This window comes from Burkholderia sp. Bp8984 (genome assembly GCF_003853755.1).
Classification (GTDB): domain Bacteria; phylum Pseudomonadota; class Gammaproteobacteria; order Burkholderiales; family Burkholderiaceae; genus Burkholderia.
In genome coordinates, this window is sequence record NZ_QTQN01000012.1 from 84,144 (window position 1) to 107,027 (window position 22,884).

At 67.1% G+C, this 22,884-nt stretch carries 22 protein-coding genes and 1 pseudogene; 10 read left to right on the forward strand and 13 right to left on the reverse strand.

All coding sequences use genetic code 11. The features are described 5' to 3' along the window. Positions 1-13: 13 nt before the first annotated feature. Positions 14-1,027: a LacI family DNA-binding transcriptional regulator gene (locus DID98_RS14830; protein ID WP_124570967.1), complete on the forward strand. Its 1,014-nt coding sequence runs from the start codon at positions 14-16 to the stop codon at positions 1,025-1,027. A gap of 120 nt (positions 1,028-1,147) precedes the next feature. Here the strand turns inward: DID98_RS14830 and DID98_RS14835 are convergent. The 4 genes and pseudogenes from DID98_RS14835 to DID98_RS14850 form a co-directional block, all read right to left on the reverse strand. Then, positions 1,148-1,561: pseudogene (locus DID98_RS14835) on the reverse strand (ShlB/FhaC/HecB family hemolysin secretion/activation protein); the annotation flags it as partial. Positions 1,562-1,601: 40 nt separating this feature from the next. Next, positions 1,602-2,786, reverse strand: a complete 1,185-nt coding sequence (locus DID98_RS14840) for a porin (RefSeq protein ID WP_124570968.1) — start codon at positions 2,784-2,786, stop codon at positions 1,602-1,604. 55 nt (positions 2,787-2,841) lie between these two features. Beyond that, positions 2,842-3,636 carry an ABC transporter substrate-binding protein gene (locus DID98_RS14845; protein ID WP_124519884.1) on the reverse strand — a complete coding sequence of 265 codons (795 nt, stop codon included), beginning with the start codon at positions 3,634-3,636 and terminating at the stop codon, positions 2,842-2,844. A gap of 55 nt (positions 3,637-3,691) precedes the next feature. After that, complete coding sequence (locus tag DID98_RS14850; protein ID WP_124570969.1) at positions 3,692-4,861, reverse strand: M20 aminoacylase family protein; 1,170 nt, start codon at positions 4,859-4,861, stop codon at positions 3,692-3,694. Positions 4,862-5,018: 157 nt separating this feature from the next. On the opposite strand from DID98_RS14850, the gene DID98_RS14855 reads away from it, so the two are divergent. From DID98_RS14855 to DID98_RS14865, 3 genes are all read left to right on the forward strand, one after another. Next, positions 5,019-5,981 (forward strand): LysR substrate-binding domain-containing protein, encoded by a 963-nt coding sequence (locus DID98_RS14855; RefSeq protein ID WP_124570970.1) that lies wholly within the window; start codon positions 5,019-5,021, stop codon positions 5,979-5,981. Positions 5,982-6,107: 126 nt separating this feature from the next. Next, entirely contained in the window at positions 6,108-6,383 is a 276-nt protein-coding gene (gene frmR / locus DID98_RS14860; RefSeq protein WP_044844290.1) for a formaldehyde-responsive transcriptional repressor FrmR, read from the forward strand. A gap of 57 nt (positions 6,384-6,440) precedes the next feature. After that, the gene (locus DID98_RS14865; RefSeq protein ID WP_124487304.1) at positions 6,441-7,550 is read left to right on the forward strand and encodes an S-(hydroxymethyl)glutathione dehydrogenase/class III alcohol dehydrogenase; all 1,110 of its coding nucleotides are present in this window, start codon (positions 6,441-6,443) and stop codon (positions 7,548-7,550) included. A gap of 192 nt (positions 7,551-7,742) precedes the next feature. Here the strand turns inward: DID98_RS14865 and DID98_RS14870 are convergent, their stop codons facing one another. After that, positions 7,743-8,768, reverse strand: coding sequence for an AraC family transcriptional regulator (locus tag DID98_RS14870; RefSeq protein WP_124487305.1), 1,026 nt, complete (start codon positions 8,766-8,768; stop codon positions 7,743-7,745). Positions 8,769-9,121: 353 nt separating this feature from the next. Between DID98_RS14870 and DID98_RS14875 the strand changes: the two genes are divergently transcribed. The 6 genes from DID98_RS14875 (at position 9,122) to DID98_RS14900 (ending at position 15,434) form a co-directional block, all read left to right on the forward strand. Further along, a complete protein-coding gene (locus tag DID98_RS14875) occupies positions 9,122-10,351 on the forward strand; it encodes a dienelactone hydrolase family protein (protein ID WP_124570971.1) in 1,230 nt (409 codons plus the stop codon). 67 nt (positions 10,352-10,418) lie between these two features. Next, positions 10,419-11,207 (forward strand): SDR family oxidoreductase, encoded by a 789-nt coding sequence (locus DID98_RS14880; RefSeq protein ID WP_124570972.1) that lies wholly within the window; start codon positions 10,419-10,421, stop codon positions 11,205-11,207. A gap of 64 nt (positions 11,208-11,271) precedes the next feature. After that, positions 11,272-12,510: a styrene monooxygenase/indole monooxygenase family protein gene (locus DID98_RS14885; protein ID WP_124487308.1), complete on the forward strand. Its 1,239-nt coding sequence runs from the start codon at positions 11,272-11,274 to the stop codon at positions 12,508-12,510. Positions 12,511-12,515: 5 nt separating this feature from the next. Further along, positions 12,516-13,043, forward strand: coding sequence for a flavin reductase family protein (locus DID98_RS14890; RefSeq protein WP_124487309.1), 528 nt, complete (start codon positions 12,516-12,518; stop codon positions 13,041-13,043). 33 nt (positions 13,044-13,076) lie between these two features. Continuing rightward, positions 13,077-14,036: a transporter gene (locus DID98_RS14895; RefSeq protein WP_124570973.1), complete on the forward strand. Its 960-nt coding sequence runs from the start codon at positions 13,077-13,079 to the stop codon at positions 14,034-14,036. 135 nt (positions 14,037-14,171) lie between these two features. After that, a complete protein-coding gene (locus DID98_RS14900; RefSeq protein WP_124570974.1) occupies positions 14,172-15,434 on the forward strand; it encodes a serine hydrolase in 1,263 nt (420 codons plus the stop codon). Between the two features lie 212 nt (positions 15,435-15,646). Here the strand turns inward: DID98_RS14900 and DID98_RS14905 are convergent, their stop codons facing one another. The 8 genes from DID98_RS14905 to DID98_RS14940 are packed head-to-tail and all read right to left on the reverse strand — an operon-like array spanning position 15,647 to position 22,870. Further along, entirely contained in the window at positions 15,647-16,621 is a 975-nt protein-coding gene (locus DID98_RS14905) for a type II secretion system F family protein (protein ID WP_124487322.1), read from the reverse strand. A 38-nt stretch (positions 16,622-16,659) separates the two neighbouring features. Beyond that, positions 16,660-17,637, reverse strand: a complete 978-nt coding sequence (locus tag DID98_RS14910; RefSeq protein WP_124570975.1) for a type II secretion system F family protein — start codon at positions 17,635-17,637, stop codon at positions 16,660-16,662. 33 nt (positions 17,638-17,670) lie between these two features. Beyond that, positions 17,671-19,038 carry a CpaF family protein gene (locus DID98_RS14915; RefSeq protein ID WP_124487324.1) on the reverse strand — a complete coding sequence of 456 codons (1,368 nt, stop codon included), beginning with the start codon at positions 19,036-19,038 and terminating at the stop codon, positions 17,671-17,673. 19 nt (positions 19,039-19,057) lie between these two features. After that, positions 19,058-20,266: an AAA family ATPase gene (locus DID98_RS14920; RefSeq protein WP_124487325.1), complete on the reverse strand. Its 1,209-nt coding sequence runs from the start codon at positions 20,264-20,266 to the stop codon at positions 19,058-19,060. Positions 20,267-20,287: 21 nt separating this feature from the next. Beyond that, entirely contained in the window at positions 20,288-20,731 is a 444-nt protein-coding gene (locus tag DID98_RS14925) for a TadE/TadG family type IV pilus assembly protein (protein WP_124487326.1), read from the reverse strand. Continuing rightward, positions 20,728-21,261 (reverse strand): TadE/TadG family type IV pilus assembly protein, encoded by a 534-nt coding sequence (locus tag DID98_RS14930; protein ID WP_124487327.1) that lies wholly within the window; start codon positions 21,259-21,261, stop codon positions 20,728-20,730. Before DID98_RS14930 ends, DID98_RS14925 begins: the two co-directional genes overlap by 4 nt. Positions 21,262-21,274: 13 nt before the next feature. Next, positions 21,275-22,546 (reverse strand): pilus assembly protein TadG-related protein, encoded by a 1,272-nt coding sequence (locus tag DID98_RS14935; protein ID WP_124487328.1) that lies wholly within the window; start codon positions 22,544-22,546, stop codon positions 21,275-21,277. 27 nt (positions 22,547-22,573) lie between these two features. Continuing rightward, positions 22,574-22,870, reverse strand: a complete 297-nt coding sequence (locus DID98_RS14940; protein ID WP_124487329.1) for a hypothetical protein — start codon at positions 22,868-22,870, stop codon at positions 22,574-22,576. Positions 22,871-22,884 lie beyond the last annotated feature (14 nt).

The following is a 22,884-nucleotide window of genomic DNA, read 5'->3' on the forward strand; positions in this document are numbered from 1 at the left end:
CTGCACGCCGCGCATGGTGACGCTCGCGCAAGTCGCGCAGCGCGCGAACGTCACTGCTGCGACCGTCTCGAACGTGCTGCGCAATCCGCAGAAGGTGAAGCCGGCGACCGTCGAACGCGTGATGGCCGCGATCCGCGAACTCGGCTATCGGCCGAACCTGACCGCGCGCGCGCTGGCCGAGGGCCGCACGTCGACGCTCGCGCTGATGCTGTCGAACATCACGAACCCGTTCTATCCGGAGTTCGTGCTGGCCGCGGAGCGCGAGGCGCGCAAGCGCGGCCATTACCTGCTGGTGTCGAATACCGACGACGATCCGGCCATCACGCGCAACTACCTCGAGCGGATCGCGGGGACGCTCGCCGCCGGCGCGATCGTGATGAACACCGACCTCGCCGAAGCCGAGCTGGCCGACATCGCACGCCACGGTGCGTCGATCGTGCTGTGCATGTGGGAGCACGTGCATGCGTCGCGCACGCTGCCGTGCGTGACGGTCGATTTCGCGGCGGCGGGGGCGCTGGCGGCCACGCACCTGTCCGGGCTGCGGCATCGCGCGTTCGGCGCGCTCGTCGGCAGGGGATCGGGCGGCCCGCAGTCGGTGCGGCTGCGCGGCTTCGCCGACGAACTCGCGGCACGCGGCCATCCGGCGGACGCGTTGACGACCGTGTCGGCGCACGATTCGATCGAAGGCGGCTACGAAGCGGCTGCTGCGTTACTGAGGGCGCAGCCCGGCCTCACCGCGCTGTTCGCGACCAACGACCTGATGGCGATTGGCGCGATGCAGGCGGCCGCCGATCTCGGCCTGCGCGTGCCGGCCGATCTGTCGGTGATCGGCATGACCGATATCCAGCTCGCGCACCAGTTCCGCCCCGCGCTGACGACGGTGCGGTTTCCGACGTCGCATATCGCCGCGCGGGCGATCGCGCTGACGCTCGACATGATCGACGGGATCGAACCGGCTGCCGCCGTGCATACGATCGGGGCGCCGGAGCTTGTCGTGCGGGAGTCGACGGGGGCGGCGCGGGGGTGATGGGCAGAGGCCGGCGCGGTGAAGCAAATGCTGGTGTCACTCGGACGCGGGTCGACTATCGGTCCTCGTCGGCGTCGTCTCCTGACGCAGCGAAGCGAGTAGCGGATCACGCTCACTTTTTCAGAACTGCGCCGCGACCTGAAAACCGATCGTCACGCATGCCGCAGGAAACCCGGACGGCTTGCAGATCGGCGTGCCGGCAAACAGGTCGTAACCGTAGGCGCCCAGTCGGGTCGCGATGCTGTCCTTCACGCCGATCACCGCGCTCGCCAGTTGCGTGCCGACGAGCGTGACTGGCTGTGGGCCCCACACGCGGCCGTAATCGACGCCCGCATAGACCGCCTGCCCGGTTTGACCGATCGGCGCCTGCAGTTCGTTGCGCCAGTAGAAGCCACGGGAGGTGGCCAGCATCGTCTCCCCGTCGAATCCGCGTACGGTGTAACGGCTGCCGATCGTCAGGTCGTCGATGTAGTACAGCGTATTGCCCGTGTACTGACCGTGGAACGTCGTCACGTAGCGGAGCGGTCCGTACGCCGAAGGCGGCGTCACCGCGCCGCCCCGCGTCGCGATTCCGTCAGAACTTATGCCGGATCCCCGCATGCACCATCAACTGCTTCGACGTCGACGAAAGATCGGCCGCCCCCGGGATAAGCGCCTGATCGAGCGACGAGCCGGTCGTGTCGCCGGCAACCCGCTGGTACGCGCCCATCAGGTAGACGTCGGTGCGCTTCGACAGGTTGTAGTCGGCCATCAGCCCGATCGAATGGATCTTCGGTTTCGCACTGCCGGTGGTCGCTTCATAACGCACGGTCGTATACACATACTGCGCGCCCACGAAGAACGCCGGCGTGAACTGGCATTTACCGTTCACTTCGAAGTTCTGATACTTGATCGCCGTGACCGTGCCGCCCGCGAGCGGCCCGGTGACGGGTTCGATCGTCTCGTCGCCGAACAGGTAGCCGACGTTCGCGGTCGGCCGCGTGACGTTGCTGTTGGTATACGCGAACCCGATCGTCGCGGGCCCTGCCGTGTAATTGACGCCCGCCCCGAAAATCCGCAGCCGCGCCGACGCGAAGTTCGCATCAGCGCCGACCGACCCCGAGCCCGCGATCGCACCGCCGGCCGTCGCGCCCGGGTTGTCCGCGTTCAGGAACGCCGCGCCGACGAGCAGGCCGCCCTGCTCGTACTGCGCACCGACACTCCACTGCCGGTTGTTCGCGAACCCGGTGCCGTTGCTGAAGCTGTACGTGCCGCCGAACGAGAAGCCGGCAAAATCCGGGCTCGCGTACTTGACCGTGTTGTTCACGCGGAACGTGTTGCCGGTGTTGTCGTTGTCGAGCGGATGCGAGAACGGATAAGTGCCCCAGCTGCCGTTCGCGGTCGTCGGCGCGAGATAGTCGACGACCGAGTCGTATTGCCGGCCGAGCGTGAGCGTGCCGAAGCGCGTGCTGCCGAGCCCGACGTAAGCCTGCCGCCCGAACATGCGGCCGCCCTGCGCGAGCGTGCCGCTGTTCACGTTGACGCCGCTCTCGATCTGGAACAGCGCGCTGTAGCCGCCGCCGAGATCCTCAGTGCCCTTCAGCCCCCAGCGGCTGCCCTGCGCGAAGCCGCTCGCCATCTGCCAATCACCGTGGCCGCCGACGTTGTTCGTATAGTCGATGCCCGCATCGATCAACCCGTACAACGTGACGCTGCTTTGCGCGAACGCCGGTGCCGCGCACAGTGCCGGCATCGCGACGAAAAACAATCTCCAGTTCATTCGTTTTCCTTATTGATATCGTTATCCCAACCCTTGCGATACGGGTCGGCGCTGCTTACTTCGTGCCGTAGATGTCGAAGTCGAAGTACTTGCGGTTGATCCGCTGATACGTACCGTTCGCGAGAATCGTCGCCAGCGCGCGGTTGAATGCATCGCGCAGCTCGGTGTCCTGCTTGCGCAGCCCGAGGCCGTCGCCCTGTCCGAAGTACTTCGCATCGTCGATCGCCGCGCCGACGAACATGAAATCCTTGCCCTGCGGCTTCTTCAGGAAGCCGTCGCTGGCCGCGATCGACGCCTGGAACGCCGCGTCGAGCCGCCCGCTCACGAGATCGGCATAGACCTGGTCCTGGTTCTGGTACGACTCGATCTGCACGCCGGCCGGCTGCCAGTTCGCGATCGCATAGTCGGCCTGCGCGGAACCCTGCTCGACGCCGACCCGCTTGCCCTTCAGCGACGCGGCCGTCGGCAGCAGCGGCGAACCCTTGCGCGCGACCAGCCGCGCCGGCGCGTTCGAGATCCGGTTCGTGAACGCGATCTGCTGCATGCGCTTCGGCGTGATCGTCATCGACGACGCGATCACGTCGAACTTGCGCGCGAGCAGCCCCGGAATCATCCCGTCGAAACTCGACTCGACCCACACGCAGCGCGCGCGCAGCTCCGCGCACAACGCGTTCGTGATGTCGATCCCGAAGCCGGTCAGCGTGCCGTCGGGCTGCTTGTATTCGAGCGGCGGATAGGTGGGATCGACCGCGAGGCGGATCTCCTTGCCCGTCCAGTCGCCCGCATGCGCGGCGCCTGCCACCGTCGTTGCCGTCAGCGCCACCGCGAGCGCCGCCATCCATTGTTTCATTGCCAGTCTCCTTGTTGCCGTCGTTGAAGGTAAATCGGATCGGTCCGGCCGCGCGTCACGCGAGGTAGCGCTCGGCGAGCGCGATCCAGTAGCTCGCGCCCGTCGCGAGGCACGCGTCGTTGAAATCGTAGCCGGGGTTGTGCAGCCCGCAGCCTGCCGCGCCGCCGCCGTTGCCGATCGACAGGTAGCTGCCCGGGCACGCGTCGAGCATGAACGCGAAATCCTCGCTCGCCGCGATCGGCCGCAGACGCGGAATCAGCGCATCGTCGCCGCCCCATTCGCGCGCGACATCGCGCGCGAACGCCGTTTCCACCGCGTGATTCACGAGCACCGGATAACCGTGGCGATAGTCGATCTCGGCCGTCGCGCCATAGCTGTCGGCCTGGCCGTGCACGATCGCGCGAATGCGCCGTTCGAGCAGCGCGCGCACGTCCGGCGACAGCGCCCGCACGCTCAGTTCGAGATCCGCATGCGGCGGAATCACGTTCGATGCGGTGCCCGCGTGGATCGAGCCGGTCGTGACGATCGCCAGTTCCTGCGGATTGACGTTGCGCGACACGACCGTCTGCAGCGCCATCACGATCGACGCGCAGACGACCACCGGATCGATCGTCGTGTGCGGCGCCGCGCCGTGGCCGCCGCGCCCGGTCACGCGAACGCGTACCTCGTCGGCCGACGCCATCGCCGGGCCGTCGCAGAAGCCGAGCACGCCGGCCGGCAGGCCCGGCACGTTGTGCATCGCGAACACGGCATCGCACGGAAACTGCGTAAACAGTCCGTCGTCGAGCATCCGCTTCGCGCCGCCGAGCCCTTCCTCCGCCGGCTGGAAAATCAGGTTCAGCGTGCCGCTGAAGCGCCCGCGCTGCGCGATGCAACGGGCGGCGGCGAGCAGCATCGCCGTATGGCCGTCGTGGCCGCACGCGTGCATCACGCCGTCGTGCCGGCTCGCATGCGGCAGCCCGGTCGTCTCGCGGATCGGCAGCGCATCCATGTCCGCACGCAGCCCGAGCCGCTTCCCGGCGCCGCGCGTGAGCGTGCCGACCACGCCGGTGCCGCCGAGGCCGCGCGTGACCCGATAACCCCATGTTGTCAGGCAATCGGCGACGAGCCCGCTCGTCGCGTGTTCGTCGAAACCGAGTTCCGGATGGGCATGCAGCCGGCGGCGCAGCGCGATCATCTCCGTCTCGATGGCCGTCATTTCAGGCGGAATGCGTACTCGATCCAACCCCGTTACTCCTTTCCAGGTGCCGCGTGGCGACTGCCGGAGTGGCAGGTCGTGAGCGAGATCGTAGGCAGCGAAAAAGCCGGCGAACAGCCGCAGTTTCGTTATGATGACAACCTTTCGTTGTCGGCTATCACACCCTTTTGCACCCTTTCACACCATGAGCACGATCAAGCTGCATCAGTTGCAGGCGCTCGTCGCGAGCGCGGAGGCCGGGAGCATCCGCGGCGCGGCGCGCACGCTCGGGCTGTCGCAGGCGGCCGTCACGCGTGCGTTGCGCGAGCTGGAGGCCAGCGAGCGCCTGCCGCTGCTGGTGCGCGCGCCGGAAGGCATCGGCTTCACCGAATACGGGAAGACCCTGCTCACGCACGCGAAACTCGTGCTCAAGCAGCTCGAGCATGCGCAAAGCGATCTCGAACGGATGCGCGGGCGCGTCGAGGGGCGGCTGAGCGTCGGCGTCACGCCGTGGCTGACGATGACCTTCCTCGCGGAAACCGTGCTGCAGTTTCGCGAGCGGATGCCCGACGTGCGCCTCGAACTGTACGAAGCGCTGATGGCCGTCGCGCAACCGCTGCTGCGCGACGGCAGCATGGATTTCGCGCTCGGCCACGTGCAGGCCGGCAGCGGCGCGCAGGAGTTCGCGTTCGAGCCGCTGCTGCGCTACGAGACGTCGGTGATGGTGCGCGCCGGGCATCCGCGCGAGCGTGCGACGTCGGTGCACGACCTGCTCGATTGCGAATGGGTGCTGAATTCGTCGGCCGACGGCCAGGCCGCGCTCGTCGACTACCTGTTCACGCGGCACGGCGCGCAGATCGACGAACGGCGCATCGTGCGCGCGCAGTCGGTCGCGATGCTGCAGACGATGCTCGAGCAGGCCGGCATGTGCACGTGGTGCCCGACGATCCTCGCAGCGGTGCCGCCGTTCGGCGAGCGGATGCGCGTGCTGTCGCTGAAGGAGACCTTCGAGCCGAGCGAACTCGGCGTCGTCACGCGCCGCAGCAGCACGCTGAGCGACGCCGCGCGCTGCTTCATCGATTGCCTGCTGCAGGTGATCCGGCGGCATGCGCGCTCGGCGCGCAAGGACGATCTCGCGCTGTTCCGCACGCTCTCGCTGTTGATCTGACGCCGATCGCGCGCCGGCATCGGGAACCCCGCCGGTGGAGGCCCTGCGACATCCGGGCACGACCGGGTATACCTCCGGCACCGCATTGTTCTATACTGCCCCCCAGTATCCGGAAACCACGATCCCATGCCGCATTCCCCCGCAGAGAAAAAACGCGTCCTGACCCGCGTGCGCCGTGTCCGCGGGCAGCTGAATGCGCTCGAGCAGGCGCTCGAGGAAGGCGCCGACTGTGGTCCGGTACTGCAGCAGCTGGCGGCGATCCGCGGCGCGATCAACGGCGTGATGGCCGGCGTGCTCGAAAGCCATCTGCGCGAGGAATTCACCCAGCTCGCGGAGGCCCCGCGGCCTGCTTCCGAATCGATCGACGATATCGTGACCCTCGTCCGGTCCTACCTGCGTTGACCGGCGCAGGATCGTCGACGCTCCGCTCCATTCGATGATTTTTTCAACAGGATTGTCATGAAATCACGTGCCGCAGTTGCGTTTGAAGCGGGTAAGCCGCTCCAGATCGTCGAAATCGACGTCGAACCGCCCCGCAAGGGCGAAGTGCTCGTCAAGATCACCCATACAGGTGTCTGTCATACCGACGCGTTCACGCTGTCGGGCGACGACCCCGAAGGCCTCTTCCCCGCCGTGCTGGGTCATGAAGGCGCGGGCATCGTGGTGGAAGTCGGCGAAGGCGTGACCAGCGTCAAACCCGGCGACCACGTCATTCCGCTCTACACCGCCGAATGCGGCGAGTGCCTGTTCTGCAAGAGCGGCAAGACCAACCTGTGCGTGTCGGTGCGCGCCACCCAGGGCAAGGGCGTGATGCCCGACGGCACCACGCGGTTCAGCTACAACGGCCAGCCGGTCTATCACTACATGGGCTGCTCGACGTTCAGCGAATACACCGTCGTCGCCGAAGTGTCGCTCGCGAAGATCAACCCGGACGCGAACCCCGAGCAGGTCTGCCTGCTGGGCTGCGGCGTCACGACGGGCCTCGGCGCGGTGAAGAACACGGCGAAGGTGCAGGAAGGCGACACCGTGGCCGTGTTCGGCCTCGGCGGCATCGGCCTCGCGGTGATCCAGGGCGCCAAGCTCGCGAAGGCCGGCCGCATCATCGCGATCGACACCAACCCCGGCAAGTTCGACCTCGCACGCGTGTTCGGCGCGACCGACTGCGTGAACCCGAAGGATCACGAAAAGCCCATCCAGCAGGTGATCGTCGAAATGACCGGCTGGGGCGTCGACCACAGCTTCGAGTGCATCGGCAACGTCAACGTGATGCGCGCCGCGCTCGAATGCGCGCACCGCGGCTGGGGCCAGTCGGTGGTCATCGGCGTCGCCGGCGCCGGCCAGGAAATCTCGACGCGCCCGTTCCAGCTCGTCACCGGTCGCCGCTGGCTGGGCACGGCATTCGGCGGCGTCAAGGGCCGCTCCGAACTGCCGGGCATGGTCGAGGAAGCGATGGCCGGCACGATCCAGCTGGCACCGTTCGTCACGCACACGAAGCCGCTCACCGGCATCAACGAAGCGTTCGACCTGATGCACGAAGGCAAGTCCATCCGGACCGTCGTGCATTTCTGAACCACACGCGAGGAGGCCGGTTGCCGCAACCGGCCCGTTGCGCGCGTGCGCCGGCAAGCCACGTCGCTTGGCCGGCGCGACGCATGCTCCGAACCCCATCCTCCGTCCAGCCGGTAACGATCACCGTTGCGTGATCCGTCGCCCGGCGCGCGACTCGGCTTTCGACCGCGAGCCTGTGTCGCGGCTGCCCCGTCAGCACCGCACGCGCCGCATCCGGAGCGTAGCCGACGGCGATTCCCCGAACGCGCGCTTGTAGTCGATCGCGAACCGTCCGAGGTGCGCGAAGCCCCATTTCAGCGCGATGTCCGTCACCGACGCGAGCCCGGGCGTCGCATCGTCGAGCAGTTCATCGCGCACACGTTGCATCCGCAACTGGCGCACGAATGCCATCGGCGTGATGCCGTGGCGATTGCGGAAGCCGGCGAACAGCGTGCTCGGGCTGACGCCCGCGAGTTCGGCGAGCCGTTCGATCGTCAGCGGCTCGTCGAGATGCGCGCGGATGTATTCCTCGACGCGCCGCACGTAGAACGGCGCGAGCGGCGCCGGCGCGTGGCGCGTGCCGTTGCGCGCGGTGTTCGGGTGGCCGTACAGCAACAGGTTGAGCAGCGTCGATTCGAGTTGCTCGAACGCGAGCGGATGGCGCAGCGGATGCCCGTCCGTCGCGATCGCGTCGGCCAGCATCGGCAGCATCTGCGCGAGGCACGCGCCCTGCTGCGACGACAGGCTGAATTCCGGCTCGAACTCCACCGGCGCGCGCCGCTCGTCGCCGAAATGCCGCTGCGCATGCCGCTCCATCACCTCGCGCTCGATCCGCAGGATCACTTGCGGGCACGCCTCGCCCCACCGCATCCTGAGCGACAGCGTCGGCGACAGCAGCGACGCGGTGTCGGGCGACGACACGAAGCGCGTCGCGCCGCACTCGATCTCGGCGTCGCCGCGCAGCGGCATCTGCAACAGATAGAAGTGCTCGAGCGGCCCCGGTTCGATGGACACCTCGCCACCGTAGTCGAGCAGATTCAGCGACAGGTTGCCCCAGCGAGCATGGTGCATGCGGCTGTGCAGCGCGCGCGAATCGCCGGTCAGCGTGAGCCGATGCGGCTTGAACACGTCCGCTACCCGCGCGCGCACCTCGTCGAGGTCATCCGACTGCAGCAGCAGCGTGTCGTGATTGAAACAGGCGGCGTCACCCAGCCAGCCCGCTCCGGAAAATTGCCCCATCGAAGTTCTCCCGTCGTGCTCGATCGCACTTGCGCTGTGCACGCGTTCCCGATTCCGGGGAATCCCGTCGCACGATCCGGATAGCGGCCGGAGTATCCGGACAGTCCGCCTCGCTACACTACGCAAGCCCTGCGCACCCGATGCAAGAAGCGGACCGTTCGCGCATCGTAGAAAACTGTGCGGCGCTTCCGCATCCGCACAAACCCGCAGAGCGCCGTGCCCGGCCCCGCTGCGGCGGGCCGGTCCGCAGGTTTCCGGAATTCGCGGATACCGGTCGAAGAAAGCGGATAGAAGCGCGCGTTTCGTCCGCCAATACTGGGCCCATGCCAGTCACGAACAGAATGGAGAGACACATGCAAGGACGACACATCGAGATCCCGTCGCCGGACGGCGGCGCGTTTCGCGCGTACCTGAGCACGCCGGCCGGCGGCACGGGGCCGGGCATCGTGCTGTGCCACGAGATCTTCGGCGCGAACGCGACGATGCGCGACGTGGCCGATTACTACGCCGAAGAAGGCTACACGGTGCTCGTGCCTGACCTGTTCTGGCGCCAGGCGCCCGGCATCGAACTCGGTTACACCGCCGCCGACTTCGAGCGTGCGATGGCGCTGTACCGCGAATACGACGAAAACAAGGGCGTCGAGGACATCGCCGCCGCGCTGGCCGTGCTCACGCAACGGCCGGAATGCACGGGCCAGGCCGGCGTGCTCGGCTACTGCCTCGGCGGCAAGCTCGCGTATCTCGCCGCGTGCCGCCTGCCGGAGGTGGCCGCCGCGGTCAGCTATTACGGCGTGGGCATCGAACACGCGCTCGACGAGGCCGCTCATCTGCGCGGCCGGCTCGTGCTGCAGATCCCCGCGCAAGACCGCTTCTGTCCGCCCGACGCGCAGCAACGCATCGCCGCGGCGCTCGCGGGGCGCGACGGCGTGGAAGTGTATGTCTACCCGGACGTCGATCATGCGTTTGCACGCGTCGGCGGCGATCATTTCGACAAGGCGGCCGCGGTGATGGCGCATCAGCGCGCGATCGCCGCGTTCCGCGCGGCGCTCGGCCCGCGCTACGACCTGTCCGCGCTGTGGGAAGAACATCTCCGGCACGAATTCGACACGCGCAACGTCGACGCGACGATGGACACGATGGTCGCGCAGCCTTACGTGAACCATATTCCGACACTGACGGGCGGCGTCGGCTACGACGAACTCAAGCGCTTCTACACGCATCACTTCGTGCATGCGAACCCGCCGGACACCACGATCACGCCGATCTCGCGCACGATCGGCGCGAGCCAGATCGTCGACGAACTGCTGTTCTGCTTCACGCACACGACCGAGATCGACTGGATGCTGCCCGGCGTCGCGCCGACCGGCAAGCGCGTCGAGATCCCGCTCGTCGCGATCGTCAAGTTCCGCGGTGACAAGCTGTATCACGAGCACATCTATTGGGACCAGGCGAGCGTGCTCGTGCAGATCGGCCTGCTCGACGCGGCCGGGCTGCCCGTCGCCGGTGTCGAAACGGCGCGCAAGCTGCTCGACGAAACCTTGCCGTCCAACGGCCTGATGCAGCGCTGGCGCGACAGCGCGTAATCGACGGATACCCGGGCGGCACGTCGAACGCGCGCCGCCTGCGCTCAATCATTCCAGGAGACTCCCCATGACTGCCCTTGCTGGCAAAGTCGCGATCGTCACCGGCGGCGCCACGCTGATCGGCGCCGCCGTCGCGCAGGACCTGAGCCACGCCGGCGCGTGCGTCGCGATCCTCGATCTCGACGCGGAGAACGGCGCGCGCGTCGCCGACACGCTCGGCGAACGCGGCACGTTCATCGCGACCGACATCACCGACGACCGCGCGATCGAACGCGCGGTATCGGCCGTCGCCGAACGCTTCGGCTCGATCGACCTGCTGATCAACCTCGCGTGCAGCTACGTCGACAACGGCATCCAGGCCACGCGCAACGACTGGCTCGCGGCGATGGACGTCAACGTCGTCTCGGCCGCGATGCTCGTGAAGGCCGTGCACCCTTACCTGACCCGGCGCGGCGGCGGCGCGATCGTGAACTTCAGCTCGATCTCCGCGCAATGCGCGCAGACCGGCCGCTGGCTCTATCCGACATCCAAGGCCGCGATGCGCCAGCTCACGCGCAGCATGGCGATGGATCTCGCCGCCGACCGGATTCGCGTCAACTCGGTGTCGCCGGGATGGACGTGGTCGCGCGTGATAGACGAGCTCACGCACGGCGACCGCGCGAAAACCGATCGCGTGGCCGCGCCATTTCATCTGCTCGGGCGCGTGGGCGATCCGTCGGAAGTCGCGCAGGTCGTCACGTTCCTGTGCAGCGATGCGGCGAGCTTCGTGACGGGCGCCGACTACGCGGTGGACGGCGGCTACTCCGCGATGGGCCCCGAGCAGGCGGTGCCGGCGATTCCGCGGCTGGCCGAATAACCGCCGGCCGTTCCTTCCCGCCCACATTCCACTCCATTTAATTCGTCATGCAAAGGATTGCATCATGAAACGCATCGCTATCGTCGGCGCCGGCCAGGCCGGCCTGCAACTCGCCTTCACGCTGCTCGACCACGGCTATCACGTCACGCTCGCGACCAATCGCGACGCGCAACAGATTCGCGCCGGCAAGGTCATGTCGAGCCAGTGCATGTTCCATACCGCACTGCAGATCGAACGCGATCTCGGCCTGAACGCCTGGGAAGAAGCGTGCCCGTCCATCGACGGCATCGGCATCGCGGTGCCGCATCCGCAAGGCAACGGTCGCAAGGCGATCGACTGGTCGTCGCGGCTGACCCGCTACGCGCAATCGGTCGACCAGCGCGTGAAGATGGCCGACTGGCTCGACGCGATCCGGCGCCGCGGTGCCGACGTGCGCATCTGCGACGTCGGCGTGCCGGAGCTCGAGGCGCTCGCACGCAGCCACGATCTCGTGCTGCTCGCGGCCGGCAAGGGCGAAATCGTGAACCTGCTCGGCCGCGACGACGCACGCAGCGCGTTCGAGCGCCCGCAACGCGCGCTGGCCCTCACCTACGTGACGGGCATGACGCCTAGCGAGCCGTATTCGCGCGTGCGCTTCAACCTGCTGCCCGGGATCGGCGAATACTTCGTGTTTCCGGCGCTGACCACGACGGGCCCGTGCGAAATCATGGTGTTCGAAGGGATCCCCGGCGGCCCGCTCGACTGCTGGGCCGACGTGAAGACGCCCGAGCAGCATCTCGACCGCAGCCTGTCGTTCCTGCAGCAGTACGTGCCGTGGGAATTCGAGCGCTGCCGCGACGTTGCGCTGACCGATCCGAACGGCACGCTGTCCGGGCGCTTCACGCCGACCGTGCGCAAGCCGTTCTTCCGCCTGCCGTCGGGCCGCACCGTGTTCGGCATGGCCGATGCGGTGGTCGTCAACGATCCGATCACCGGCCAGGGTTCGAACAATGCGGCGAAATGCGCGAAGGTGTACGGCGACGCGATCCTCGCACGCGAAGCCGAGCCGTTCGACGAAGCCTGGATGCACGACACGTTCGAACGCTACTGGGCCTACGCACAGCACGTCGTGCGCTGGACCAACTCGCTGCTCACGCCGCCGCCGCCGCACATCCTCGAGCTGCTCGGCGCCGCCGGCCAGCTGCCGTCGCTCGCCGCGACGATCGTCGACGGCTTCGACGATCCGCGCCGGTTCGCGCCGTGGTGGTTCGAGCCGACGGCCTGCGCCGCGCTGATCCGCGAACACGCCGCACGTTCGGAGTAAGCGACATGAACGCCACCGCTTCCGGCAATCCGGGCCTCGACCCGCAGCAATTGCGCGCCGCATTCGGGCAGTTTCCGACCGGCGTCACCGTGATCACCACGCGCGCGCCGGACGGGCGCAAGGTCGGCCTCACCGCCAATTCGTTCTCGTCGCTGTCGCTCGACCCGCCGCTCGTGCTGTGGAGCCTGCGCAAGGTCGCGCCGAGCCGTCCGGATTTCGTCGCGGCCACGCACTTCGCGATCAATATCCTCGCGCACGACCAGATCGAACTGTCGCGCCGTTTCGCGACGCCGAGCGCCGACAAGTTCGACGGCGTGCCGCACGTGGATGCCGATGCGGGCGGTGTGCCCTGTCTCGACGGCGCAAGCGCGCGTTTCGTGTGCCGCCATGTCGGCCATTACGAAGGCGGCGACCACCTGCTGTTCATCGGCCAGATCGAGGCATTCGATGCGTTCGGCCATGCACCGCTCGTGTTCCATGCGGGCCAGTATCGCGCGATCTCGGCACACCCCGATCTTTCTCGTGCCGCTTGATTAGTTATACAAACAAATATTCAGGAGGTGGTGATGATGAATTGCGGCTCTCGCCTGCTTGCGATCGCAGGCCTCGTGTGCTTCGGCCTGACCGGGCACGTGCCGGCGCATGCGACCGACCTGCCATCGGTCAACCTGGGGATGACCAGCTTCCTCGACGGGATGCCGCCGGCCGGCGCCGGCTGGTACGGCACGCAGTATCTCGAGTACTACACGGCCGGACGCGTCAACGACAATGCCGGCAACAAGGTCGGGCTGCCGAAGCAGGACATCGACCTGTTCGCGGGGCTGAGCCAGCTCGTCTACCAGTCGCCGCTGGCGTTCGGCGGCATGCATCCGGGGCTCGACGTGATCCTGCCGTGGGTGGCGTCCGTGCACACGAACGACGGAATCGGCAACGTCGCGCTGAATTCGCGGGCCGGGTTCGGCGACCTGCTGATCGGCCCGTTCATCCAGTTCGATCCGGTGATGGGCCCGCAGGGGCCGCGCTTCGCGCAGCGGGTGGAATTCCAGTTCATCGCGCCGACCGGCGCATACGACCCGGCGCGGGCAATCAATCCGGGCAGCCATTTCTGGTCGTTCGATCCGTACTGGGCCGCGACGTTCTGGCTCACGCCGAAGTGGACCGTGTCGTGGCGCCTGCACTATCTGTGGAATGCGACCAATCACGAGCCGGCGACCGCGCTCGGCCCCGACGTGACGTCGACGCAAGCCGGCCAGGTCGTTCATGCGAACTTCGCGACCGAGTACGAAGTGCGGCCCGGGCTGCGGTTGGGGCTCAACGGCTACTGGCTGCGCCAGACCACCGACATGAAAGTGAACGGGCAGGATGTGACCGGCACACGGGAAGCCGTGCTCGCGATCGGGCCCGGTGCGATGGTCAGTTTCTCGCCGCAGGATCACCTGCTGTTCAACGCGTACTTCGAGGTCCTTGCGCGCAACCGGCCGCAGGGTTCGCGGATGGTGTTGCGGTACGTGCATCATTTTCAGTGACGCGCAAACCAGGCCGGCTTGGCCGGCCGATATCGTATGACGAATGCATCGCGCACCTTCGGAGCCCGGTTGCGTGTCCTATAGTTTCGGGGATGCAAGGAGACCACTTAAACACAACAAGGAAGGGAACACGCGATGGCGACCTCTGCTCCTCCCCGGCTTTTCCCGCGCGCCGCGCAGCGGCTGGTGCATCACCTGGCGACGGTTGCACCGGCGCTGGCCGTCGGCATCGCCGTTTCCGCCTGCGGCGGCGACAGCTCGCTGAACAGCGACGAGCCTGCCTACGCCACCCAGGCGCGCCCGCAGATCAATGCGCTGCTCGCGAGCACGATGACGCCCGGCGCGGTCGTCTACGTGCAGTCGCCGCAAGGCAACTGGCTCGCGTCGTTCGGCACGGCCGTGCGCGGCACGAACTCGCCGATCCCGACGAACGCGCACTTTCGCATCGGCAGCGTGACGAAGACGTGGACGGGCACCGTGATCCTGCAACTCGTGCAGGAAGGCAGGCTGCGCCTGACCGATCATGTCAGCCAGTACGTCGCGAACGTGCCGAACGGCGACACGATCACGATCGAGCAGTTGCTGACGATGCGCAGCGGTCTCTACAACTACTCGACCAGCCTTGCGTTCAACCAGTCGCTCGACACGCAGCCGGACAAGGTGTGGACCATCGACGAACTGCTGGGTATCGCGGAGAACCAGCCCGTCTATTTCGCGCCGGGCACGGATTTTCGCTACTCGAACACGAATACGGTGCTGCTCGGCCTGATCATCGAGCAGCGCACCGGCATGAGCGCCGCCGATGCGATCCGGACGCGGCTGTTCGCGCCGCTCGGGCTGACCGAGACATCGCTGCCGCCGCAAGACAACACGGCGCTCCCCGCGCCGGCGCCGCGCGGTTATCAATGGGGCACCAACGTGGAGACGATCGACGGCGACGCGCTGTCTCCCGCGCGCCAGGCCGCCGCGAAGAACGGCACGCTGCAGCCGGCCGACGTGACGACGGTCAATACGTCGTGGGCATGGACGGCCGGCTCCGGCATCTCGACCGCGGCCGAACTGGGTGCGTACGTGCAGCGGATGGTCGGCGGCGGCTACCTGAATGCGGACCTGCAGGCGCAACGCCTCGCGAGCTGCACGCCGATCGATCCGTCGAATCCGGCGTCGGCGAGCTACTGCATGGGGCTCGCGAAGTTCGGCACGTACTACGGGCACACCGGGGAAATACCGGGTTTCAATACGTTCGCGGGCTACGATCCGGCAACGAAGACGACGATCGTCACGTGGGCGAACACGGCGTCCGGCCCGGACGGACGCGCACCGGCCAACGAGATCGCACGGATCATCATGGGCGAGCTCAGCAAGGCGGCCGATGTGCCGAGCGAGGGGCGGCCTTGAGGGTTAGCCGTAGGGGGCCACCCGCGCGGGCAGTGGACTACGGCTGCGTCCATGGCCGACCATGGGTCCGGGTTGCGTTGACGCCGCTATGATCGACCTGTCTCGCGGCGCCGCCCGGGGGGAGAAGGAGCCTCCCATGAAGACGATGACCGTGCCGGCCGGCGACGCCGGGCCGACACGCACATCCGGTTCGCGCGGCCCCCCGCCGCCGCTTACTGCCCGATGCTGGTGAAGGTCGGCAGCAGCACGCGATACACGTGAATCATCGCCGGCCCGAGCAACACGCACATCAGCGCCGGGAAGATGAAGAAGATGAGCGGAAACAGCAGCTTCAGCGCGATCTTCGCGGCCCGCTCCTCGGCGCGCATCCGCCGCCGCGTGCGCAGCATGTCCGAGAGCACGCGCAGCGATTCCGCGATGCTCGTGCCGAAGCGATCGGCCTGGATCAGCATCGCGCAGAACGATTCGATGTCCTCGACGCCGGTCCGCAGCGCCAGGTTGCGCAGCGCGGTATCCTTCGTGAACCCGGAACGCATCTCGAGCAGCAGCAAGTCGAGTTCGCCCGCGACCACTTCGCTGCGAAAGCGCAGCTCCTCGCTCACCCTCATCAGCGCCGCATCGAGCCCGAGCCCTGCTTCGACGCATACGGTCAGCAAGTCGAGCGCATCCGGGAAGTCCTCGAAGATCACCTGCTGACGCTTCGCGATCCGGCGCCGGAGGATCACGTTCGGCACGTAGTAGCCGATCCCGGCGAGCGCCACGAGGAGGAACGACAGCAGCATGCGTTGACCCGCGAGGCGGGTCGTGGCGAGCGCCAGCAGCGCAGCGCCCGGCAGCGCCAGCGCGAGTACCGTCTTCGCCGCGAAGTAAAGCGCGCCCGCGTTCGCATCGCGCCAGCCGGCATTCATCAGCCGGATCCGCAGCGGCGAGTTCTCCCAGCCCTCCTGCGGCAGCGACAGCCGGGAAATCGGTTTCGACAGTTCGACGAGTTTCGCGACCCAGTGCGATGTTTGCCCGCCGCCGTCGTTCGCACCGGTGCCGATGCCCACGCTCGCTCCGCTCGCCTGCTGGATCCGGCGCTCCATGTTGCGCGGCGCGAACAGCAGCATCGCGACCAGCACGCCGCCGGCGACGAAAAGGAACAAGCCGGCCAGCATCACGGTATGTACTACGCTCAGGTTTTGCATGACAGCCTCGATTCGGTTCGTGAAGCCCGGGACACGCGTCAGACGCGAATGCGGATGATGCGGCGAATCCACAGCAGGCCGAATACCATCGACCCGAGCATCACGCCAACCATCTTGATGCCGGCCGGATCCTCCCAGAGCACCGACAGGAACTCGCGGTTCAACACCGCCATCATGCCCGCGGTACCGAACGGCAGCAGGCCAAGGATCCAGGCCGACAACCGCCCTTCCGCGGACAGCACGCGGACCTTGTCGAACAGCTTGAAGCGTTCGCGCACCAGCGACGCGATGCTGTCGAGCAGTTCGGCCAGGTTGCCACCGGTCTCGCGCTGGATCAGCACCGCGATCACGAAGTAGCGCAGGTCATGGGCCGGCACGCGCGTGGCGAGGTTCACCAGCGCATCGTGCAGCGATACGCCGTAATTGATCTCGTCGAACGTGATCCTGAATTCACTGCCCATCGGATCGGGAAACTCCTCGCCGACCATCCCGAGCGCGCTCGTAAACGAGTGGCCGGAGCGTAGCGCGCGCGCGATCATGTCGCAGACATCCGGCAGCTGGCGCTCGAGCTTGAGCATCCGCCGGTTGCGATGCCGCATCACGTACATTACCGGGATGCATACGGTCAGCAGCGCAATCGGCACCACGATGATCAGCGGCAACACGGTCAGGGTCAGGGCCAGCATCGTCGCCACCGGGAATGCGGCGCAGAGCGTGACCAGTTTCGCGACCGTCCAGTCGAGCCCGGACTGCTGCAGCAGGAGGTCCAGCGACTGCACGCGCGGCATGCGCAACAACAGCCGGTCGAACGGCTTCGACTCGTCGAGCATCCGCTTCTTGAGAATCGACAGCCGCTCCTGCTGCACGCTGCCGCCGGCCGACATCGCGCGCAGGCGCGATTCGATCCGGCGCGCCGCGGCACCGTGGCGCGTGTTCCACCATTGATAGACGCCCTCGATCGCGAGCACGACCGCGACGAAGGTCAGAATCACAAAACCGTAAAAGATCGAGTCCATGAGGCCTCCCCGGAATCAGACGACCGCGCGTCGTCACTTCGTCTCGTAACGCTGCGCCGGGTCGTACAGCGAATCCGGCAGGTTGATGCCGAACGCCTGCAGCCGCTCGGCGAACTTCGGCCGCACGCCGGTCGCGCAGAAGTGTCCGCGCACCGTGCCGTCGCGATCCATGCCGGTGCGCTTGAACGTGAAGATCTCCTGCATGTTGATGATGTCGCCCTCCATCCCGGTCAGCTCCTGGATGCTGACGATCTTGCGCTTGCCGTCGGTGAGCCGGGTGGCCTGAACCACCACCGAGATCGCCGACGCGATCTGCTGGCGCATCGTCTTCGGCGGCAGCGTCAGGCCGCCGACGCTGATCATGTTCTCGAGCCGCGTGAGCGCATCGCGCGGCGTGTTGGCGTGGATCGTCGCGAGCGAGCCTTCGTGGCCGGTGTTCATCGCATTGAGCATGTCGAGCGCTTCCGCGCCGCGCACTTCGCCGAGAATGATCCGGTCCGGCCGCATCCGCAGCGCATTGCGCACGAGCGTGCGTTGCGTGATCTCGCCCTTGCCCTCGATGTTCGGCGGCCGCGTTTCGAGCCGCAGCACATGCGGCTGCTGCAGTTGCAGCTCGGCCGCATCCTCGATCGTCACGATCCGTTCCGAACGCGGAATGAAGCCCGACAGGATGTTGAGCAGCGTCGTCTTGCCGCTGCCGGTGCCGCCCGACACGAGCACGTTCACTTTCGCCTGGGCCAGCGCATCGAGCAGTTCCGCCATCGGCGGCGTTAGGCTCTGGTAACTCACGAGGTCGTCCATCTTCAGCGGGTTGACCGCGAAGCGCCGGATCGACATCAGCGGCCCGTCGATCGCCGACGGCGGAATGATCGCGTTCACGCGCGAGCCGTCCGGCAGACGCGCATCGACCATCGGAGTCGATTCGTCGATGCGGCGCCCGACCCGCGACACGATCTTCTCGATCACCTTCATCAGGTGCGCGTCGTCGTAGAACGTCACGTCGGTCAGCTCGAGCTGGCCGGCACGCTCGACGTAGACCTGCCGGTACGTGTTCACGAGGATGTCGGAGATGCCGGGGTCGCGCAGCAGCGCCTCGAGCGGGCCGAAACCGAACATCTCGTCGTACACGTCGATCGCGAGCTGGCGCCGCTCGATGTCGTTCGCGAGCAGGCGCTCCTCGTCGAGGATGCGCGAGATCAGCGCCGAGATTTCCTGCCGGACCTGTTCCTGCGGCAGGCGCGACAGACGCTCCAGCTCGACGCGTTCGAGCACCGCCAGGTGAATTTCGCGGCGCAGCTTCTGGTAGGCGTTGCGTACCGACGAATGCGTCGCACCTGCCGGTTCGGTGCCCGCCGCCTGCGGCTGCGTCCGGTACAAGGACATCTGTTCGCGCAATGACATGATGGTTTCCCCGCAAGATTCACATGGACTTGAGCTTCGGCGTGGCCTTGCGGCCGAACAGCCGGGACATCAACGGTTCGCTGCTGGACGTGCCGTGCCTGGTGCGCACGTCCCCTTCGACGATCTGCTTCGCACACGCCTGCAACGCACGCGTGACCGCCGCGCCGCGCGCGACGCGCGAGGCCGGATGCCCCTGGTCGAGCGCTTCGCGCACGGTGTCGGCGTCGTCGGGTATCGTGCTGCTGGCGTGCAGGCCGAGCACTTCCTCGAGCGCGGCACGAGACCGCTCGCTCGCTCGCGTCATCCGGTTCACCACCAGCCGCAACTGGTCGGTCGGGTAGCCGAGCGACACGAGAATCTCCAGCAACCGGCGGCCCGCGCGCACGTGCGGCATCGTGGGCTGCAGCACGAGCTGGATCTGGTCGCTGCGATCCAGCGCGATCATCGACAGCGGATTGATGCTGACGCCGATGTCGAAGATCACGAAGTCGTAACGCGGCGCCGCGACGCCGAGGATCCATTCGAGCGCGTCCTCGCGCATCTCCGCGGCCTTCACCGGGTCGCCCGCGCCGGCGAGCACGTGAAACGTCGACGTCACGTGCGCGACGCTCGCGTCGAGAAACGCGCCGTCGAGCCGTTCGATCTGCGCGCACAGCTGCGGCAGCGTCGACGGCGGCGTCTCGTCGCTGACGAGGAACGCGGCATCCGCGAACTGCTGGTTCAGATCGACCAGCAGCACGCGGCGCTTGTGGCCTTCGGCGATCTCGTACGCGACGTTGCTCGCGGCGAAGCTCGTACCCGCGCCTCCCTTGCACGACATGAACGACACGAAGCGCGTATCGTCGCTGTCGCGCCGCGTGCTTTGCGCGGCCGCGCGTTCGAGCGCGCGGGCGAGCGCCGCGGGGTCGATCGGCCACTGCAGCACGTCGCGCGCGCCGGCGCGCATCGCGTCCAGCAGCACGTGCGGCGCCGCATCCGCGGTCACCAGGATACCGGTCAGGCCCGGGTGCAGCCGGCAGATCCGCTCGAGCGCCGACAGCTCGGCCGCGTCTGTCGTCGCGCCGTCGATCAGCAGGATGTCGAACGAATCGAGCCCGTCGGTTCGATGCTCGATCTGGGACGGCCGTCCGTGCGCGCGCGTCACGCGATAGTGTCCGCTCTCGGTGACCAGGCGCGCGATCTGCGTGAGCCGGGCGGTATCGTCGGCAGCTACGAGGATATTGATCATGACTGTGCCTCGTCGGTTCGATTATTGACAGGCCGTGCCGCCCGTCGACGAATTCAGGCTTTCCCGCGACAGCGTCGTGGTGAACGACGGCATCGTGATCGAGACGTTCGCGATCGGAATCATCGTTCTGACCGTCACGTTGGTGATGCTGACCGTCACGAACGAGCAGGAGCTCACGTCGCAGCCCGACGGCGTGTAGCTCACCGACACGTTCGCGTTCGACAGCATCGGCATCAGCGACTTCACGCGCTTCACGACGCCGGCGGCGTTCACGTCGCAGACGATCGCCGTGCGTGCGCCGAGCCGGATCGCCTCGGTCGCGGTGTTCCAGTAGAACAGCACGCGCCCGAATTCGAACACGCCGATCAGCAGCATGATCAGGATCGATGCGATCAGCGCGAACTCGACGATCGTCGCGCCGCGTTGAGTGCGCCGGCGCAACAGCGGAAAGGGGCGCGCGTTCATGACACTTGCCTCATCACGGTGACGATGTTGCCGAAGGTGATCGAGGACAGCCCCGGGTAGGCCGGAATCGGCTGGTACTGGTAGCCCTTCACCTTCACCTCGACGACGTTGATGCTGCCGGTCGCCGTGCCGCTTGCCGCATTGTTGGTCGAGTCGTACGTCGGCAGGTTCGCGAACTGCGGCGGGTCGGACGCATCGGCGCAATCGGTCGAATGCGCGGCGTCGCAGACGATCACCATCGACGTCGTGAGCCCCGGCACCAACTCGGTGCCGGCGGAGCCGCATGTGGTGCTGCCGTACACGACCAGGCACTGCGCCTCCGCGAGCGGATACGCGCTGTCGGTCGGCAGAAAGACCGACAGGTAGCGCGCCGCGTTGCGCGTCGCCTTGGTGAGGGTCTCGTACTGGTAGATCGCGCGGCCGAACTCGGCCACGCCGGTCGCGAGCACGATCATCGGCATCAGCACGAGCGCGAATTCGACCGCGGCGACACCGCGCATGCGTGACCGGCGAATCGGGAGCCTTTTCATGATCGCGTCTCCACTATTGAACGAGCATCGGCACCTTGATGCCGGCCGAACTTCCGGTACCCGGCAAGCCGTGCGTCGCGCAGGGCGTCGTGCCGGATGCCGTCGAGCCGAGGTATTCGAGGTGTGCCGTCACCCCGCCGCTGCCCGGGCTGAACGGCAGCGGATCGAGCATCAGCACGCAGTCCCACTGCGTGACGTGAAGCTTGCTGCTGCTTCCCGACAGCGTCGAGCAATCGCCTTCGGGGGCGAGCGCGAGCCGGCGGTCGCCGCCGAACGTCTGGTAATTGCTCGCCGTCGCCGTCCCGTTGGTCGAGATGCCGCTGCCGGTGGGCGGTGCGCCGTCGCCCTGGTAGGACTTGAAGCTGGCGCGGTCGAGCACGAACTGCGTGTATGCGTCGCCGACGATGCCCGCGGTTCCCGGCGGCCCGTAGTTGGGGCCGACGTACGCGTAGCCGGTGAAGTCCGGCTGGCCGCTCGAGCCGTTGGCGCCGTTCGTGTAGATCCCGAAGCGGGTGTTCCAGGCACGCAGCGACGCGGACTTCAGGCCCGTCGACCCGAGGTCGGGCGGCGACGTGATGTTGCAGCTATTGCCGGACAGTTCGCTGGCGATGGTCGTCTCGTTCGTCGAACCGTCGAGCGCCGCCCAGCCGAAGTTGCCGGGCCCGTAAGTCGACGACGAGCCGGACGGCGACGAGATCCAGTCACCGACCTTGTAGGGCGCGGCGGCAGCCGCACGGCACACGAACACCGGAATCGCGCAGGCCGTCTGCCCGGCGCCGACCGTCGCGATCGCGCTCGCCGCGACCTGGGCCGCGTTCGCGACCTGCACGCCGGGAATCGTGTTGAGCACCTCGATGAACCAGTGCGCGATGTTGCTCAACTGCGCGGTGCACTTCACGTACTTGATGTTCGCCGGCGTCGTAACCGCCGTCTTGGTCAGGAACGGATTGGTCAGCGAATCGCTGAACGTGACGTTCGAATCCGTCTGCATCTGTACCGCGTTCTGCTGAAAGAACGCGAAATTCGAGTGGCCGGCGGCGATGCCGTCCGCTTCCGAAACCTGCAGGCTGATGGCCGATGTAAGGTCGCGCGCAGCGGACAGCGCGCATGCGTCGGCGCTGTTCTGCAGTTCGCTGCGCGTGACGTACAGCTTGCCGAGGTCCAGCGCGAGACCGACGAACCCGATCATCACCGCCAGTGCGAGACCGACGATGATCGCGACGGCGCCTTGCTGGCGATGCATACCGCGACGCGTGAGTTTCGGATGACGAGCTGCGCTGGACATGGCGTTCTCCCTGAGCTTGCCTGTGTGTTACTGCGCCGACTTGCCGATCCCGATTACGAAGGCATTGGCTTTCGGCTCGGGCTGCTTGAACGACTTGTCGTAGTTGTCGAGTGCGGACGCGGCGGCGCTGCCGTTGACCCCCGGGTTCGATGCCGCGTGTTCGGCGGCATGCGGATCGATGATCTGGGCTTGCGTGACGGCGCGGACCGAATCGCCGAAGCGGGTGTCCCACACCGGCGTCGACGACATGCAGCCGGCGAGCGCGAACGCGAGCGGGACGGCGAGCGCCGCGCGGCGCACGAATACGAGGTAGGCGGATTTCATGAGCTTCCCCTTGA

Coding starts and splice junctions, on each gene's coding strand:
- DID98_RS14840 (WP_124570968.1), bottom strand. CDS start 2,786: ATGAACTGGAGATTGTTTTTCGTCGCGATGCCGGCACTGTGCGCGGCA.
- DID98_RS14915 (WP_124487324.1), bottom strand. CDS start 19,038: ATGTCATTGCGCGAACAGATGTCCTTGTACCGGACGCAGCCGCAGGCG.
- DID98_RS14855 (WP_124570970.1), top strand. CDS start 5,019: ATGAGCACGATCAAGCTGCATCAGTTGCAGGCGCTCGTCGCGAGCGCG.
- DID98_RS14875 (WP_124570971.1), top strand. CDS start 9,122: ATGCAAGGACGACACATCGAGATCCCGTCGCCGGACGGCGGCGCGTTT.
- DID98_RS14905 (WP_124487322.1), bottom strand. CDS start 16,621: ATGCAAAACCTGAGCGTAGTACATACCGTGATGCTGGCCGGCTTGTTC.
- DID98_RS14865 (WP_124487304.1), top strand. CDS start 6,441: ATGAAATCACGTGCCGCAGTTGCGTTTGAAGCGGGTAAGCCGCTCCAG.
- frmR (WP_044844290.1), top strand. CDS start 6,108: ATGCCGCATTCCCCCGCAGAGAAAAAACGCGTCCTGACCCGCGTGCGC.
- DID98_RS14870 (WP_124487305.1), bottom strand. CDS start 8,768: ATGGGGCAATTTTCCGGAGCGGGCTGGCTGGGTGACGCCGCCTGTTTC.
- DID98_RS14890 (WP_124487309.1), top strand. CDS start 12,516: ATGAACGCCACCGCTTCCGGCAATCCGGGCCTCGACCCGCAGCAATTG.
- DID98_RS14830 (WP_124570967.1), top strand. CDS start 14: ATGGTGACGCTCGCGCAAGTCGCGCAGCGCGCGAACGTCACTGCTGCG.
- DID98_RS14935 (WP_124487328.1), bottom strand. CDS start 22,546: ATGTCCAGCGCAGCTCGTCATCCGAAACTCACGCGTCGCGGTATGCAT.
- DID98_RS14895 (WP_124570973.1), top strand. CDS start 13,077: ATGATGAATTGCGGCTCTCGCCTGCTTGCGATCGCAGGCCTCGTGTGC.
- DID98_RS14920 (WP_124487325.1), bottom strand. CDS start 20,266: ATGATCAATATCCTCGTAGCTGCCGACGATACCGCCCGGCTCACGCAG.
- DID98_RS14885 (WP_124487308.1), top strand. CDS start 11,272: ATGAAACGCATCGCTATCGTCGGCGCCGGCCAGGCCGGCCTGCAACTC.
- DID98_RS14910 (WP_124570975.1), bottom strand. CDS start 17,637: ATGGACTCGATCTTTTACGGTTTTGTGATTCTGACCTTCGTCGCGGTC.
- DID98_RS14900 (WP_124570974.1), top strand. CDS start 14,172: ATGGCGACCTCTGCTCCTCCCCGGCTTTTCCCGCGCGCCGCGCAGCGG.
- DID98_RS14940 (WP_124487329.1), bottom strand. CDS start 22,870: ATGAAATCCGCCTACCTCGTATTCGTGCGCCGCGCGGCGCTCGCCGTC.
- DID98_RS14880 (WP_124570972.1), top strand. CDS start 10,419: ATGACTGCCCTTGCTGGCAAAGTCGCGATCGTCACCGGCGGCGCCACG.
- DID98_RS14845 (WP_124519884.1), bottom strand. CDS start 3,636: ATGAAACAATGGATGGCGGCGCTCGCGGTGGCGCTGACGGCAACGACG.
- DID98_RS14930 (WP_124487327.1), bottom strand. CDS start 21,261: ATGAAAAGGCTCCCGATTCGCCGGTCACGCATGCGCGGTGTCGCCGCG.
- DID98_RS14925 (WP_124487326.1), bottom strand. CDS start 20,731: ATGAACGCGCGCCCCTTTCCGCTGTTGCGCCGGCGCACTCAACGCGGC.